The sequence below is a fragment of the Clostridium fessum genome, assembly GCF_027698965.1.
GTDB classification, from domain to species: domain Bacteria; phylum Bacillota; class Clostridia; order Lachnospirales; family Lachnospiraceae; genus Otoolea; species Otoolea fessa.
Window position 1 is genome coordinate 44,142 of record NZ_JAQEQF010000002.1, and the last position, 16,926, is coordinate 61,067.

The following is a 16,926-nucleotide window of genomic DNA, read 5'->3' on the forward strand; positions in this document are numbered from 1 at the left end:
TGTATGAAAATACAGAAACAGGAGAATAAGAAATGAAAAAAATTGCGATACTTGGATCAACCGGATCGATCGGAACACAGACATTGGAAGTGGTCCGGGCGAATAAAGATATAGAAGTAACGGCTCTGGCGGCTGGAAGCAATATTGATCTTCTGGAGAAACAGATCCGGGAGTTTTCTCCGAAGATCGCGGCGGTCTGGAACGAGGAAAAAGCAAAAGAACTGAAAGACCGTGTGCGCGATCTGGATATCCGTGTCGAGAGCGGCATGGATGGACTTCTCGCAGTGGCAACGGAGCTGGGTGCGGAGATTGTGGTGACAGCGGTAGTCGGAATGATCGGTATCCGCCCGACGATCGCAGCGATGAATGCTGGAAAAGATATTGCACTTGCAAACAAAGAGACCCTGGTAACGGCCGGGCATATCATTATGTCGCTGGCAAAGGAGAAGCATGTCCGCATTCTGCCGGTGGACAGCGAGCACAGCGCGATTTTCCAGAGTTTGAACGGTGAGACGGGAAATAAGATCCACAAGATTCTCCTGACAGCGTCTGGCGGACCGTTCCGCGGATGGACGAGAGAGCAGATGAAAGGTGTTCAGGTCGAAGATGCGCTGAAACATCCGAACTGGACGATGGGGCGCAAGATCACGATCGACAGTTCCACGATGGTAAACAAAGGTCTGGAAGTTATGGAGGCAAGATGGCTCTTTGGCGTGGAGATGGATCAGGTGCAGGTGGTTGTGCAGCCGCAGAGTGTGATTCATTCAATGGTAGAATACGAGGACGGCGCGGTGATAGCGCAGCTCGGCACGCCGGATATGAAGCTTCCGATCCAGTATGCGCTGTATTATCCGGAACGCCGCTTCCTGGCGGGCGACCGGCTGGATTTTGCAAAGCTGGCACAGATTACCTTTGAAGCGCCGGATTTTGAGAATTTCCACGGACTTTCCCTGGCATACAAAGCCGGACGGCGCGGCGGCACGCTTCCGACCGTGTTCAACGCGGCAAATGAGCGGGCAGTCCAGAAATTCCTCGATCGCGAGATCGGATATCTGACCATCACTGATATGATTGAGGCGGCGATGGAACACCACACCGTGAAAGAGAATCCGACGGTCGAAGAGATTCTGGCAGCAGAACAGGAAACCTATGATTTTATAGAGAGCAGGTGGTAGATTGGTAAGTTTGCTGGCGGCGCTGATTGTATTCAGCCTGATCGTGCTGTTTCACGAATTTGGACATTTTTTATTGGCAAAACGGGGCGGAATCTGCGTCGTTGAGTTTTCGCTCGGCATGGGTCCTAGACTTTTCAGTTTTGTGAAAGGCGGGACGCGGTACTCGCTGAAGCTGCTTCCGTTTGGCGGTTCTTGTATGATGCTGGGGGAAGATGAAGGGTATGATGCGCCGGATGAGACGGAAAAAGGGAGTTCCTGCGATCAGAACCAGAGTCTGACAGATGGAAAAACGGATCGGCTCCTGTTGCCTCCGGGTGCAACGGGGACTTATTTTAATGCGGTTTCTGCCTGGACACGTTTTAAAGTCGTGGTGGCAGGACCTGTATTCAACTTCATTCTGGCATGGTTTTGCGCCTTTTTCGTGATTAGCTGTGTGGGATTTGATGCGGCGTCGGTTGTCAGTGTTGAGGACGGCTATCCGGCACAGGAGGCGGGGCTGCAGGCGGGCGATACGATCGAGCGCTTAAATGGTACGCGCACCTATCTGTACCGCGATGTGCAGACGTATCTGCAGTTTCATCCGGGAAAGAGTGTCACGGTGGAGTATGTGCGGGATGGGAAATCCTACACGACGCAGATGGTTCCGCGCTATTCTGAGGAAGCGGGACGCTATCTTATTGGAATCAGCGGTGGTGTTTACCAGAAACCGGCGTCCGTGATTCAGACGGCGCAGTATAGCTTCTATGAAGTGCGCTATTGGATCCGTGTGACGTTCAGCAGCCTTGGCATGATTCTGAAGCGGCAGGTCAGCTCGAACGATATCGCGGGTCCGGTGCGGATTGTGTCGATGATCGGCACGACGGTCAAGGAGAGCCAGAGCTACGGACTTATGATTGTGCTTGTCAATCTGGCCAATATGTGTATTCTGCTCAGCGCCAATCTGGGTGTCATGAACCTGCTTCCGGTTCCAGCGCTGGACGGCGGACGGCTTGTATTTATCATTCTGGAGATGCTGCGCGGCAAGCCGGTTGATCCGGAAAAAGAGGGCATGGTCCATATGGCGGGCATGGCGGCGTTGATGACGCTGATGTTATTTGTATTGTTTAATGATATTAGAAATTTATTGTAATAATTCATGTAACTGTTCAGTAGGTCTGCGCATTTACTGCGCTGACCGTACGAAAACATGGGCCAGCAGGCAAAAATCCTATTGCCGTAGGCAATTTTTGATGGATTTTTGCGCGTGACTGTGAAGGTACTGAACAGTTACTAATTCATTTGATTCAAAGGCATGAAAGATTCGCTCGAAAAAGGCCGGAAATTTTGTGTCGGAGAAGAATGGTTTGGGAGGAACGATATGGGATACCGGGACGAGACGAAAGTGGTGCAGATTGGAAAACGACAGATCGGCGGCGGCAATCCGATTCTGATCCAGTCGATGTGTAATACGAAAACAGAGGATGTGAAGGCGACCGTCGAGCAGATTCTGGCGCTGGAGCACGCGGGCTGCGATATTATCCGTGTGGCAGTGCCGACAATGGAGGCGGCGGCTGCCCTGACGGAGATTAAACGCCAGATACATATTCCATTGGTGGCGGATATTCATTTTGACTATCGTCTCGCGATCGCGGCGATCGAGTGCGGCGCGGACAAAATCCGTATCAATCCGGGAAATATCGGTTCCAGAGAGCGGATCCAGGCGGTGGTTGACAAGGCAAAAGAGTATGGCGTGCCGATTCGTGTCGGCGTCAACAGCGGTTCTTTGGAAAAGCCATTGGTAGAGAAATATGGCGGCGTGACAGCGGAAGGACTCGTTGAGAGTGCGCTGGATAAGGTTGCTCTGATTGAGCAGATGGGTTATGACAATCTGGTTATCAGCATCAAATCTTCGGATGTTATGATGTGTGTAAAAGCACATGAACTAATTGCAAAAAAGACTCATTATCCGCTGCATGTCGGTATCACAGAGGCGGGAACTGTGATTGCGGGCAATATCAAGTCAGCGGTCGGTCTGGGACTGATTTTGAGTCAGGGAATCGGTGATACGATCCGCGTGTCCCTGACAGGCAGCCCGCTGGAGGAGATCAAGTCGGCAAAGCTGATTTTGAAGACGCTGGGCCTTCGTCGGGGAGGCGTGGAAGTTGTTTCATGTCCGACCTGCGGACGCACGCAGATCGACCTCATCGGTCTGGCAAACCAGGTGGAGACGCTGGTACAGGGATATCCGCTGGATATCAAGGTTGCCGTCATGGGCTGCGTGGTCAACGGACCGGGCGAGGCGAAGGAAGCCGATCTCGGCGTAGCCGGCGGTATCGGCGAAGGACTTCTGATACGCAAGGGCGAGATTGTGAAAAAACTGCCGGAGAGTGAACTTTTACCGGCGCTCAAAGCGGAGCTTGACCGGATGGTGGAAGAGAAAAAAGCAAAGGAATGATAGAATGAAAACATTTCTGGAGGTATTTCCAGATTTACATATTGCGGAAAATGTGCGGGGACTGCTTGAAATGGTCGGGATCGAGAAGATCTCGACGAACCGTGACCGGAGCGTGATCCGCGTCTACATCGACAGCCCGCGCCTGATGCACAAGCAGAGTATCTACGATCTGGAAAAAGGCATCAAGGAGCAGTTATTTCCGGGCAAACGGGTGACGATCAAGATTTTGGAGAAATACCATCTGTCCAGCCAGTATACGCCGGAAAAACTCATGAATGTGTATCGGGACAGTATTTTGATGGAGCTGAAAAATTACAGTATCCTTCTTTATAATATGTTCCGTAAGGCGGAGATGGATTTTGAAGAAGAAGGATACCTGAAGCTGTCGCTGGAGGACACGATGATCGTGCGCGATAAGGCACCGGAGTTGGTGCGGATTCTGGAGAAAATCTTCACCGAGCGCTGCAATGTGCCAATGGTTGTGAAGACTTCCTACCGTCCGGTTGAGAAGAAGAATACTGAGCCGGAGATCATCTACATGAAGCCGCAGGCGGCAGGCGAGAGTGGCGTGGCAGGCGGAAGCGGCGCGGCTGCTGGAGCAGCAGGTGCCAATGAGGCGTATATGGAACCGTCGGGGGCAGAACCTGCCTCTGGCGGTGTCGATCTGCCATTTGACGAGGGAAAGACTGTTTTAAAACCGGTTGGTAAGCTGAAAGCCGGGGGGAATCCGGCAGGAGGCAGAAACCAGGCAGGCAGCGCAAATGCTGGATCTGGCAAGGGCGGCGAGTACCGCCGTTCGGGCTATATGAAGAAATCCGACAATCCGGATGTGCTGTTTGGGCGCGATTTCAATGAGGAGGCGAGCCCGATCGAGGAGCTGGAAGGCGAGGTTGGGCAGGTTGTCATCCGCGGAAAGATCCTGACCTGCGAGCTAAGGGAGCTCCGCAGCGGAAACACGCTTTTTTTATTTTCGGTGACCGACTTTACCGATACGATCGGCGTCAAGATCTTTGCACGGGAAGATACGCTGGATGATTTGAAGACAGCGACCAAGGCGGGACAGTTTGTCCGCATTAAGGGTGTTGCCAATATTGATAAATTTGACGGCGAGCTGACGATCGGTTCGGTTTCCGGCATCAAGAAATGCGAAGATTTCACCAGCAAGCGGATGGACAACAGTCCGGTCAAGCGCGTGGAACTTCACTGCCACACGAAGATGAGCGATATGGATGGTGTTTCCGAGGTCAAGGATATCATCAAACGTGCCAAACAGTGGGGCATGGACGCGATCGCTGTCACCGACCACGGCTGTGTGCAGGCGTTTCCGGATGCGAACCATGCGGTCGATAAGGGCGAAAACTTCAAGATCCTCTATGGTGTTGAGGGCTATCTCGTCGATGATATGAAGGAACTGGCGGAGAATGAGAAAGGACAGACGTTAGATCACACCTGCGTTGTATTCGATATCGAGACGACCGGTTTCAGCCCGATCAAGAACCGCATCATCGAGATCGGCGCGGTGCGTGTGACGGATGGAAAGATTGTGGACAAATTCAGCACATTTGTCAACCCGGAAGTGCCAATCCCCTATGACATTGAACAGCTGACAAGCATCAACGACGGCATGGTAATCAGCGCGCCGACGATCGAAGAGGTTCTGCCGGAGTTTCTGGCATTCTGCGAGGGTGCGGTCATGGTCGCGCACAACGCGTCGTTTGATATCAGTTTCATCAAAGAAAATGCGAGACGGCAGGGACTCACATTCCAGCCGACGGTTCTCGATACGGTTTCGCTGGCGCGTGTCCTGCTGCCGAACCTGAACCGCTTCAAGCTCGACACGGTAGCGAAAGAGCTTAAAATTTCCCTCGAAAACCATCACCGGGCGGTCGATGATGCGGGGGCGACGGCAGAGATTTTTGTCAAGTTCATCGAGATGTTAAAGGCTCGTGATATCGAAAACCTGACGCAGCTCAACGAACTCAGCAAAATGACACCGGAAATGATCCGGAAGATGCCGACCTACCATATTATTATTCTGGCGAAGAATGATGTCGGGCGAATCAACTTGTACCGGTTGATTTCCCAGTCAAACCTGACGTATTTTGCAAAACGTCCGCGGATTCCAAAGAGTCTGCTGGCGAGCCACCGCGAGGGGCTGATTCTTGGATCGGCGTGCGAGGCGGGCGAGCTGTTTCAGGCGATCCTGCGCGGGGTTCCGGAGGAGGAACTGGGAAAAATAGCGAATTTCTACGATTATCTGGAAGTGCAGCCGCTTGGAAACAACGCATTTATGCTGCGGGATGAGAAAAGTTCAGTCAACACCTGGGAGGATCTGCAGGATCTGAACCGCAAAGTGATTGAACTTGGCGAACAGTGGAACAAGCTGGTCTGCGCGACCTGCGACGTACATTTTCTCGATCCGGAGGATGAGGTCTACCGCCGTATCATCATGGCGAGCAAGGGCTTTAAGGATGCAGACGATCAGGCACCACTGTATCTGCGGACCACCGAGGAAATGCTGGGGGAATTTGAATATTTAGGCAGCGATAAGGCGGAGGAGATCGTTATCACAAACACGCGCAAGATCGCGGCGATGTGCGAGCGCATTTCCCCGGTACGCCCAGACAAGTGTCCGCCGGTTATTCCGAATTCGGATGATACGCTGCGTACCATCTGCTACAACCACGCGCATGATATGTACGGCGATAAGCTGCCGAAGGTGGTAGTCGATCGGTTGGAGCGTGAACTTCACTCGATCATTTCCAATGGATTCGCCGTTATGTATATCATCGCGCAGAAGCTGGTTTGGAAGTCGAATGAGGATGGATATCTGGTTGGTTCGCGAGGATCCGTTGGTTCCTCGCTGGCGGCGACGATGTCTGGTATCACGGAGGTAAATCCGCTGAGCCCGCATTATTACTGCCCGAACTGCCATTATTACGATTTTGATTCCGAAGACGTAAAGAAGTTTTCGGGTATGGCGGGCTGTGATATGCCGGATAAGATATGTCCAAAGTGCGGAAAACCGCTGAAAAAAGACGGGTTCGACATCCCGTTTGAGACGTTCCTGGGATTCAAGGGCGATAAGGAGCCGGATATCGACTTAAACTTCTCCGGCGAGTACCAGAGCCGGGCGCACAGCTATACGGAGGTCATCTTCGGAAAAGGACAGACCTTCCGTGCGGGGACGATCGGTACGCTGGCGGATAAGACAGCGTATGGTTTTGTGGCGCATTATTATGAGGATAAAGGAATCCGTAAGCGCCGGTGTGAGATTGAGCGCATCGTGTCCGGCTGCGTTGGCGTGCGGCGTACCACCGGACAGCATCCGGGCGGTATCATCGTGCTGCCCCTCGGAGAGGAGATTGACACGTTTACACCGGTGCAGCACCCGGCGGATGATATGACGACACGTACCGTCACGACGCATTTCGATTACCACTCGATCGACCACAACTTGTTGAAACTCGATATTCTCGGACACGATGATCCGACCATGATTCGTATGCTGCAGGATTTGACGGGACTCGACCCGGTTAAGGATATTCCACTGGATTCGAAGGAGGTCATGAGTCTCTTCCAGAACACAGAGGCGCTCGGTGTCACGCCGGAGGATCTCGGCGGCTGTAAGCTCGGGGCGCTTGGCATTCCGGAGTTTGGTACAGACTTCGCGATGCAGATGTTGATCGACGCCAAACCGAAATATTTTTCGGATTTGGTGCGGATTTCCGGTCTGTCCCACGGTACGGATGTATGGTTAGGAAACGCGAAAGACCTTATCCTGAGCGGACAGGCGACGATTCAGACGGCGATCTGTTGTCGAGACGATATTATGATTTATCTGATTCAGAAAGGACTCGAAGAGGGACTCTCCTTCACTATCATGGAGTCTGTCCGAAAAGGAAAAGGACTGAAACCGGAGTGGATTGAGGAGATGAAAGCTCACGATGTGCCGCAGTGGTATATCGATTCCTGCCTGAAAATCAAGTATATGTTTCCGAAGGCGCACGCGGCGGCTTACGTTATGATGGCGTGGCGTGTGGCGTACTGTAAGGTATTTTACCCGCTGGCGTACTATGCGGCATATTTCAGCATCCGTGCGAGTGGATTTACCTACAAGCTGATGTGCCAGGGGCGCGATAAGCTGGAGTATCATCTGGCGGAATACAAGAGCCGGTCGGATTCTCTTTCCAAGAAAGAGCAGGACACGCTGCGCGATATGCGTATCGTACAGGAAATGTACGCGCGCGGATTTGAGTTCATGCCGATCGATATTTACCGGGCAAAAGCCCGCAATTTCCAGATCATAGACGGAAAGCTGATGCCGTCGTTAAGCAGTATCGACGGACTTGGCGAGAAAGCGGCAGACGCGATTGTTTTTGCGGCGGAGGACGGAAAGTTCTTGTCGAAAGAGGACTTTATCAACCGTACCAAGGTTACGAAGACGGTGTGCGATCTGATGGCAGAGCTGGGAATTCTGACGGGGCTGCCGGAGAGCAATCAGCTTTCGCTGTTTGATATGGTGATGTAAAAGAGCCGTACTAAAAAATGGGCTCAATTACTATATAATTATTTAAAAATAAACATATGAAGGAGAAGAAAAATGAAACGTTCAATGGAAACAACGTGCATCCAGGGCGGATGGCAGCCGAAAAATGGCGAGCCGAGAATTCTGCCGATCTACCAGAGCACGACCTTTAAGTATTCAACCAGTGAGCAGATGGGAAGACTCTTCGATCTGGAGGAAAATGGATATTTTTATACCCGTCTGGCAAACCCGACCAATGATGCAGTCGCAGATAAGATCCGTGAGCTGGAGGGCGGCGCGGCAGCAATGCTGACATCCTCCGGACAGGCGGCAAACTTTTATGCGGTATTTAATATCTGTGGCGCGGGCGATCATCTGGTCTGCTCGGCAACCGTATACGGCGGCACATCGAACCTGTTTGTCGTTACGATGAAAAAAATGGGCGTTGATGTTACGTTAGTTGACCCGGATGCGCCGGAAGAGGAGATCGAGAAGGCGATCCGCCCGAACACAAAGTGTATCTTCGGTGAGTCGATCGCAAACCCGGCTCTGGTAGTGCTGGATCTGGAAAAATTTGCCCGGATTGCACACAGAAATGGTATTCCATTTATTGTAGATAATACGTTTGCAACTCCGATCAACTGCCGTCCGTTCGAGTGGGGCGCAGATATTGTAACGCATTCTACTACAAAATATATGGATGGACATGCGATGACCGTCGGCGGCTGCATCGTGGACAGTGGCAACTTTGACTGGGAGGCACATGCAGATAAATTCCCGGGTCTGACGACGCCGGATGAGTCTTACCACGGCATTATTTACACGAAGAAATTCGGTAAGGCGGCTTATATCACCAAGGCAACCGCACAGGTAATGCGTGATCTCGGTTCCATCCCGTCCCCGCAGAATTCCTTCTTATTGAATATCGGTCTGGAGACACTGCATCTGCGTGTGCCGCGCCACTGTGAGAATGCACAGAAGGTCGCCGAGTATTTACAGAGCCGTGAAGATGTGGCTTGGGTTAATTATCCGGGACTTGAAAATGATAAATACCATGCACTGGCGCAGAAATATATGCCGAACGGTACATGCGGCGTTATTTCTTTCGGCTTAAAGGGCGGTCGTCAGGCAGCTGGCGAGTTCATGGATAAGCTGAAACTGGCAGCCATCGTAACCCATGTTGCCGATGCGAGAACCTGCGTTCTGCATCCGGCAAGCCATACTCACCGTCAGCTCTCCGATGAGCAGCTCAGGGAGGCGGGCGTTGATCCAAGTCTGATCCGTTTGAGTGTCGGAATTGAGAATGTGGATGATATCATCGAGGATATCCGTCAGGCACTGGAGGACTAAAATTCCAGAAAATGGCGCTATATAAGCCTTATGCGGAATATCAGTGAGATGTTTCAATGCGGTTGTTAAAATAAGCGCTTGCAATGACAGGTCAGTCGGGATGACACATAAATCTGTGTCAGTCTCTGGCTGACCTCTTGTTTTATTTGCAAAAATCTGTCATACTATGAGAGATGGCACTGTAGTTTTAAATGATATGGCAGATGCCCGATGAACAAGATAGAGAAATGGACTGGTAGAAAATGGAGAAAATACTTAAAAAATTGAAAAAACTGCTGCGTCTGATTTTCGGTCGTACTACGCTGGGAACGCTGTTTCTGCTGATACAGATTCTTGTGCTCTTTGCCGGGTTTGACTGGTTTAGAGAGTACCTGATCTATATGTATGGCGGATCTGCGATACTCAGTGCCCTGATATTGATCTATATTATCAGCGATGAAGGAAACAGCACGATCAAGCTGTCCTGGGTTGTGCCGATTCTGGTATTTCCAGTGTTTGGAACGCTGTTTTATCTGTTTTTGACGCTGCAGCCTGGCACGCACCGTATTAACCGGCGGATCGAGGAAGTTGGGACAAAACTGCGTCCGTACCTTTTACAGGATCCGGAGGTGCTGGCACACTATGAGAGCATCAGCGCCAGTGGCGGCAATCTCGTCCGCTATATGAACCAGTACGGACGTTTCCCGGCGTATGAAAATACGGGGGTACGCTATTTCCCGCTGGGAGATGATATGTTTCCAGTATTATTGGAAGAACTCAAAAAAGCGGAACATTTTATATTTATGGAATATTTTATCGTAGAACACGGAGTGATGTGGGATGCGATTTTACAGGTGTTAGAGACGAAGGCCGCCGAGGGCGTGGAAGTCCGGTTTATGTATGACGGCATGGGAAATCTCTTCACGCTGCCGCACGGCTATGAGAAAGCGATGCAGGAGAAGGGGATCCAGTGCAAGATTTTTGCGCCGGTGCGTCCGGCTCTCTCGAGTTATCAGAATAACCGCGATCACCGGAAGATCTGCGTGATTGATGGTCATACTGCGTTTACCGGAGGCGTGAACCTGGCGGATGAGTATATCAACCAGCGGGTGCGCTTTGGACACTGGAAGGACACGGCAGTCCTGATCAAAGGAAAAGCCGTGGATAGTTTTACGATGATGTTTCTGCAGCTCTGGGATGTGACGGAGCGGGATGGAGAGGAGTACCGCCGATTTTTATGTCCGCCGGAATTTCATATGCCGGAGGGGATGGATTACGGCGGCTTTGTGATGCCGTATGCGGACAGCCCGCTCGACGGGGAAAATGTCGGCGAGTCGGTGTACCTCGATATTTTAGGGCGTTCACGCCGGTATGTGCACATCACGACCCCGTATCTGATTCTCGATGATACGACGCTGGCGGCGCTCAAGTTTGCGGCAAAGCGCGGCGTGGAGGTTATTATTATCATGCCGCATATACCGGATAAGTTATATGCGTACCTGCTGGCTCGCAGCTATTACGCGGAGCTTCTGCGGTCTGGTGTCCAGATCTTTGAATACACGCCGGGCTTTATCCATGCGAAGATGTTTACGAGCGACGATGAGAAGGCGGTGGTCGGAACGATCAACCTTGATTTCAGAAGCCTGTATCTGCATTTTGAGTGCGCGTCCTATTTCTTCCGCAATGCGGTTGTGATGGATGTGGAAGAAGATTTCCAGAAAACACTTGCAAAGAGCGAGCGGATCACTCTGGAAAACTGCCGGAAGTATCCGTTTATCCGGCGGTTTGCGGGGAAGGCGCTGCGGATTCTGGCGCCGCTTATGTAGAACTTCAAAACGAGAGATATGGCATAGTTATGTTTTCTTGAATGAAAAACAAGGATAAATAAGCAAAAAATGTGAGAGCAAATGACGAACAGGGAGAGATAAACGTATGGAATGGCACGATGGAAGACACCGCTGCCGCTGGGCGAATCCAAAGAATGAATTGTATATCCGTTACCACGACGAGGAGTGGGGAAAGCTGGTTCGGGATGATGCGAAGCTCTTTGAGATGCTGATCCTTGAATGCTTTCAGGCAGGGCTTTCGTGGGAGTGCATCCTCAATAAGCGGGAGGCGTTCCGCGCCGCGTTCGATGAATTTGACCTGGACAAGGTGTGCGGTTACGACGAGGCGAAGGAGGAAGCGCTCCGGACCGCCCCGGGAATTGTACATAACCGGCTGAAAATTCATGCCGCTGTCACGAATGCACGGATATTCCGGGAAATTCAGAATGAATATGGGAGTTTTGACGCGTATCTGACTCACTGGACAGGAGACGCGGTGATTCATGAGACAGGCAAGGTCAGCTCGCCGCTCTCAGATGCAGTGTCGGCAGATCTCAAAATGCGCGGGATGAAGTTTGCCGGGACGGTGATTATTTATTCGTATCTGCAGGCGGTCGGGCGGATTGAGTCGTATGAGGATGGATGCTTTCTGGGATATAAGATGTAAAATAACAAGATGGCAGGTGCAGGGAAAAGGGCGTGCCAGGGTTTTTGCTTCATAGGAAATTACGTCCTATGAAACAAAAAACGCTCCGCGAGGATGCGCACTCGCGCGAAGCAGAAACATGTCGCAAGCGACCGCGCTTGGCGCGAGAATGTGCCAAGGCACATTCTTTTTCACGGGAGGACGGAGCGATGGATTCCGAGAATGCGAATAAGAGTAAGAAGAAAAAGACTTCAAACATAATACAGATCTGCATCGGCGTGCTGGCGGTTATGCTGGCGGCACTGATTATCGTGATGATGGGAATTGTCTCCAGTATTCAGGGAACGGCGCGTGTGGTCAATTATGCGGGACTGGTGCGCGGAAAAACACAGCGTATCATTAAATTGGAAATTTCCGGTCAGCCGGAAGATGGTATGATTCAGGATATTGAGGCCCTTGTCGACGGTCTGCGGAATGGCAATGGAGAACTGGGGCTGGTGCGCCTCGATGACGGGGCGTTTCAGAGTAAGATGCAGGAGCTGGATGATTACTTTGCCGCGCTTCACGATGAAATCCTGCGTGTCCGAGAAGTCGGCTATGAGAATACAGAGATCATTGATAAGAGCGAGCGGTTCTTTGAAATCTGTGATGAGGCGACGGGACTGGCGGAGGCGTATTCCCAGCGGAAGGCATCCTCGCTGACGGTAATTGAAAAATATATCACGATTGATATTATTGTTCTGATGCTTCTGATTGGATATGAATTTATCAAGGCGGTGCGCTATGCGGCGATGAACCGTGTGCTGCAGAAAAAGGTTTATCTGGACAAGGCGACCGGACTTCCAAATAAGAATAAATGTGAAGAATTGCTGGATGATCCGGAACCGGCGGAAGAGGATGTGGGAGTATGCAGTTTTGACCTGAATAATCTCCGCCGAATCAACAACAGCATGGGGCATGAGGCGGGGGATGCCTACATCAGGCGGTTCGCCGTCTGTCTGCGCGCGTCCATGCCTGCGGAACAGTTCGTAGGGCGGGACGGCGGCGATGAATTTATTGCCGTTACGCATGGTCTGGATGAGGAGGCCATGCGGGAATGCCTCACCCATGTGCGGGAGGCGATGACAGAGGAGTCAAAGGGATATCCGGATATGCCGCTCAGCTATGCGGCCGGGTATGCACTTGCCAGTGATTTTCCGGGCAGCACGATGCGGGAGCTTTTCAGTTTTGCCGATAAAAATATGTATATCAACAAAAACCATGTAAAGCGCGAGGAAGCGGCAGCGGAAAAACGGCTGGATTTCCACCTGCTCAAGCTTTTAAACCGGTACGGGAGAAACTTTTCGGATTGTCTCTACTGCGACGCGCACATGGATACTTACCGGGCACTCCGTGCCAGTGCTGATTTCTTTCTGGCGTCAGACGGAAGCTATTCCGGTGCGGCGGAGCAGATAGCAGCGGAACGGGTGGCTCGTGCTGACCGCGCCCACATCCGCCAGAGCCTGCAGGTTTCAGAGCTTTCCGGGAAGCTGCAGGCGGAGGGAGATCTACTCGAATTGCAGTATGATACGAACGGTCAGGGACTCTACAGCCGCCTGACGCTGATCCCGGTAGATTGGGATGAGGAAGGAAAACTGCATCATTTCCTGCTGGCATTTGAGACGATCCGGAAAAGTTCAGAAGGGCGGGCAGATGCGAAGGAACAGCTGACGCTTTATTATGAACAGCTCAAACAGTCGATTCTGGAAAATGACAGCTATGTGGATGCACTTCTGGATCTGTCGGATATGATATATACAGTTAATTTGACAAAGGATATTCTGGAGAAGAGTGTTGTCTTGAATGGAAAAGACGAGGAATGCCGGGAGCTATTTATGGACTATCCGCTGCCGTGTTCTTACCGTGATTATTGCAGTGAATATATGAAGATGGTCACTCAGGAGACCTTGGGAAGCTATCGCATAGCAGATGATCCGGCTAAGCTGTTGAAGCGGTTTGAGGCAGGGGAGAAACATATTTCCGTGGAATACTGTATCCAGGAGGAAGATGGCACGATCTGCTGGGTACAGAAAACAGTTCTGATGACGCAGACGATCGTGTTTGATACGGAGCTTTCTTGTGAGATGCCGGTGGTTCATGCGATCATTCTTCTGCAGGATACGTCGCAGATGCACGCGCGGGATGAACAGGAGCACGCGCGCCTGCAGGCGGCATTTGATGAAATGCGGACGGCAAACCGGGCGAAAACAGATTTCTTAAGCCGCATGAGTCACGATATCCGGACACCGCTCAATGGCATTATCGGGCTTTTGAAAATCGATGAGGCACATTTTGATGATAAGGAGATGCTGATGGAAAATCACCGGAAAATGCAGGTGGCGGCGGGGCATCTGCTGTCCCTCATCAATGATGTGCTGCAGATGAGCAAGCTGGAAGAAGGAAAGATCATTCTGGCACATGATTATATTTCATTGGCAGAGATGACGCACGATATCGTGAGCATCATCATCGAGCGCGCGGTAGATGCGGGCATTCAATGGGAGTATGATAAAAGAAAAGCGGAGATTCCGTATCCGTATATTTATGGCAGCCAGCTCCATCTGCGCCAGATTTTCCTGAATATTTATGGAAACTGCATCAAATACAATCATCCGGGCGGAAAAATCAGTACCAGGGTGGAGGCGCAGGATGTACGGGACGGCTGGTGCGTCTATAGGTGGACGATCTCGGACACGGGAGTTGGCATGAGCCAGGAATTTCTGGACCACATCTTTGATCCGTTTGTACAGGAGAAAAATGATGCGCGCAGTGTTTATCAGGGAACTGGGCTTGGCATGACGATCGTCAAAGGGCTGATTGAACAGATGCACGGAACCATCGAAGTGACGAGTGAGGTCGGCATTGGAACGACGTTTGTGGTGGAAATTCCATTTGAGATTGCACCGCCGCCGGAGGAGCTTCCGGTTAAGGAAGCAGCGCCGTCAGGAGATATTCACGGTTTGAAGCTGCTTTTGGCGGAGGACAATGAGTTGAATGCAGACATCGCGGAGACACTTCTGACCGATGCGGGTGCCCATGTCACGATTGTGGAGAACGGGAAGAAGGCATTAGACTGCTTTGAGGCGGCACGTCCGGGGACGTTCGATGCGATTCTCATGGATGTGATGATGCCGGTGATGGATGGTCTGGCTGCGACACGCGCGATCCGGGCGATTCCGCGGGCGGATGCAAGGCAGATTCCGATTCTTGCCATGACGGCAAATGCCTTTGAAGAGGATGCCAGGCAGTGCCTGGCGGCTGGGATGAATGTGCATCTGGCAAAACCACTGCAGATGGATAAGGTGGTAGCGGCGCTCATGGAGTGCTGCGGCAAAAAGAGGGATCTATAAAGTTTGGAAAGGGCGAAAAGGAACGCAGGTGGTATGAAAGCAATCTCTATTTACACGATTACCCGAAATCAGAATACGGAATACCTTCAAAAGCTGGAACGACAGCTTTCGGGGCGGGATGTGTTTCTGAAAATACGGGAATGGGAGCTGGACAGCATGAAAGCGCTGGTTTCGGAGTTGGAGAGACATATACAGGCGGTGTACGCACTGCGTTTTTTCTATTCCTTTCAGATTCCGAGACTGGGAAAAGAGTTTGATCTGCTTCAGATCAAGGAAGAACAGATTTTAAACCTTGAATTAAAGAGTGGACAGGTGTCGGATGAGGCGATCCGCAAGCAGCTCATACAGAACCGGTATTATCTGGCGGCGCTGGGAAAGCCGATTCGTTCGTACACTTATATTAGCAGTCAGAACCGCCTGGTGCGTCTGACGAATCATGACCGCATTGTGGAGGCGGACTGGGAACAGCTCTGCCGGGATTTGCAGCAGGAGAGTGCTGATTATCCAGGCGATATCGAAGACTTGTTTCAGGCGGAGCTGTACCTGATTTCGCCGCTTACAGAGCCGGGACGGTTCTTAAAGAAAGAATATTTTCTGACATACCAGCAGAGGGATATTGAACGCCAGATTTTAAAGAAAATCCGGGCAGACCGGACGGGATATTTCTGGTTTACCGGGCTTCCGGGGACGGGAAAAACGCTGCTTTTATATGATATTGCGATGAAACTCTCCGGGCGGCAGCGGGTGTGCATGATCCACTGCGGTGAAGCGGGAAAAGAGTGGAAGGTGCTGCATGAGCGGCTGCGGCGGGTGGAGTACCTGGCGGAGGATAGTGTTCAAACGGGAGCGGAAATCAGGATTGAAGCATACAGCGCGATCTTAGTAGATGAGGCACACCTTCTGTCGCCCAATACATTGGAAATTTTGCTGGAGATCGGCAAAACGCGTCCGGTTATTTTTTCCAGTAACTGTGAGGATATGATTTCGCCGGAAGAATTGGATCTGGGTGCAATAAAGCTCTTGGGGGAGCAGCCGGGAATCCAGACATTCCACCTGACGAATCGGATCCGTGCGAATGCAGAACTTTCCTATTTTATACAAAATATGATGCACCTGCCGCACGGACGCGGAATGCGGCACTATCCCCATGTCGCGGTGGTTTATGCCAACGATGAGTCAGAAGCAGCTAATTTGCTGAATGATTACATCCGTCAGGGATATGAGTGCCAGGAATCCGATTGGCAGGAAAAACAGGAAAAGCCATCCGATTCTGCCGTAGAAATACAATCTCGCCATACACGAGAAGTCGTTCGCATGGTGCATCGGCTGGATGGGCGATATTATTATGATGAAATGGGATATCTGCGCTCGACGGAGCGCGATGTGAGACATCTTTTTTATCAGCTCAGCGAGGCAAAAGAAGAACTGGCGCTGGTGGTGATGGGAAATGAGGAGCTGTATGGAACGCTGCTGAACTTGTTTTAAGGTGTTTTGAAGGAAAGATTTTATATAAAATGTTGGAATGTGCTCAAAAAGCATATTTCCAACATTTGTTGTCGCTCTTTATGCTAAGAACAAGAAAAAAGCCTCAGGCAGACA

Annotated in this window: 9 protein-coding genes; all 9 read left to right on the forward strand. The window is 51.2% G+C overall.

Features of this window, described 5'->3' with window-relative positions; genetic code table 11:
* Positions 1 to 32: 32 nt before the first annotated feature.
* The 9 genes from PG862_RS02945 (at position 33) to PG862_RS02985 (ending at position 16,812) form a co-directional block, all read left to right on the forward strand.
* Entirely contained in the window at positions 33 to 1,175 is a 1,143-nt protein-coding gene (locus tag PG862_RS02945; RefSeq protein WP_022360463.1) for a 1-deoxy-D-xylulose-5-phosphate reductoisomerase, read from the forward strand.
* 1 nt (position 1,176) lies between these two features.
* Positions 1,177 to 2,304 (forward strand): RIP metalloprotease RseP, encoded by a 1,128-nt coding sequence (gene rseP / locus PG862_RS02950; RefSeq protein WP_106999777.1) that lies wholly within the window; start codon positions 1,177 to 1,179, stop codon positions 2,302 to 2,304.
* A 228-nt stretch (positions 2,305 to 2,532) separates the two neighbouring features.
* Positions 2,533 to 3,609, forward strand: coding sequence for a flavodoxin-dependent (E)-4-hydroxy-3-methylbut-2-enyl-diphosphate synthase (gene ispG, locus PG862_RS02955; protein ID WP_117795284.1), 1,077 nt, complete (start codon positions 2,533 to 2,535; stop codon positions 3,607 to 3,609).
* Positions 3,610 to 3,613: 4 nt separating this feature from the next.
* Entirely contained in the window at positions 3,614 to 8,140 is a 4,527-nt protein-coding gene (locus PG862_RS02960) for a PolC-type DNA polymerase III (protein ID WP_270706440.1), read from the forward strand.
* 72 nt (positions 8,141 to 8,212) lie between these two features.
* Positions 8,213 to 9,487 carry an O-acetylhomoserine aminocarboxypropyltransferase/cysteine synthase family protein gene (locus PG862_RS02965; RefSeq protein WP_117795288.1) on the forward strand — a complete coding sequence of 425 codons (1,275 nt, stop codon included), beginning with the start codon at positions 8,213 to 8,215 and terminating at the stop codon, positions 9,485 to 9,487.
* Positions 9,488 to 9,750: 263 nt separating this feature from the next.
* Entirely contained in the window at positions 9,751 to 11,292 is a 1,542-nt protein-coding gene (cls, locus tag PG862_RS02970; protein WP_333563184.1) for a cardiolipin synthase, read from the forward strand.
* A 106-nt stretch (positions 11,293 to 11,398) separates the two neighbouring features.
* On the forward strand, positions 11,399 to 11,959 hold the full coding sequence (locus PG862_RS02975; RefSeq protein ID WP_270706442.1) for a DNA-3-methyladenine glycosylase I: 561 nt from the start codon (positions 11,399 to 11,401) through the stop codon (positions 11,957 to 11,959).
* 188 nt (positions 11,960 to 12,147) lie between these two features.
* Positions 12,148 to 15,327 carry an ATP-binding protein gene (locus tag PG862_RS02980; protein WP_270706444.1) on the forward strand — a complete coding sequence of 1,060 codons (3,180 nt, stop codon included), beginning with the start codon at positions 12,148 to 12,150 and terminating at the stop codon, positions 15,325 to 15,327.
* A 33-nt stretch (positions 15,328 to 15,360) separates the two neighbouring features.
* Positions 15,361 to 16,812 (forward strand): AAA family ATPase, encoded by a 1,452-nt coding sequence (locus PG862_RS02985; RefSeq protein ID WP_270706445.1) that lies wholly within the window; start codon positions 15,361 to 15,363, stop codon positions 16,810 to 16,812.
* The last annotated feature ends 114 nt before the right edge of the window (positions 16,813 to 16,926 follow it).

Excerpts from the sequence above, each read along its gene's own strand:
- PG862_RS02945 (WP_022360463.1), top strand. The coding sequence starts at position 33 with ATGAAAAAAATTGCGATACTTGGATCAACCGGATCGATCGGAACACAG.
- ispG (WP_117795284.1), top strand. The coding sequence starts at position 2,533 with ATGGGATACCGGGACGAGACGAAAGTGGTGCAGATTGGAAAACGACAG.
- PG862_RS02960 (WP_270706440.1), top strand. The coding sequence starts at position 3,614 with ATGAAAACATTTCTGGAGGTATTTCCAGATTTACATATTGCGGAAAAT.
- PG862_RS02965 (WP_117795288.1), top strand. The coding sequence starts at position 8,213 with ATGAAACGTTCAATGGAAACAACGTGCATCCAGGGCGGATGGCAGCCG.
- PG862_RS02975 (WP_270706442.1), top strand. The coding sequence starts at position 11,399 with ATGGAATGGCACGATGGAAGACACCGCTGCCGCTGGGCGAATCCAAAG.
- PG862_RS02980 (WP_270706444.1), top strand. The coding sequence starts at position 12,148 with ATGGATTCCGAGAATGCGAATAAGAGTAAGAAGAAAAAGACTTCAAAC.
- PG862_RS02985 (WP_270706445.1), top strand. The coding sequence starts at position 15,361 with ATGAAAGCAATCTCTATTTACACGATTACCCGAAATCAGAATACGGAA.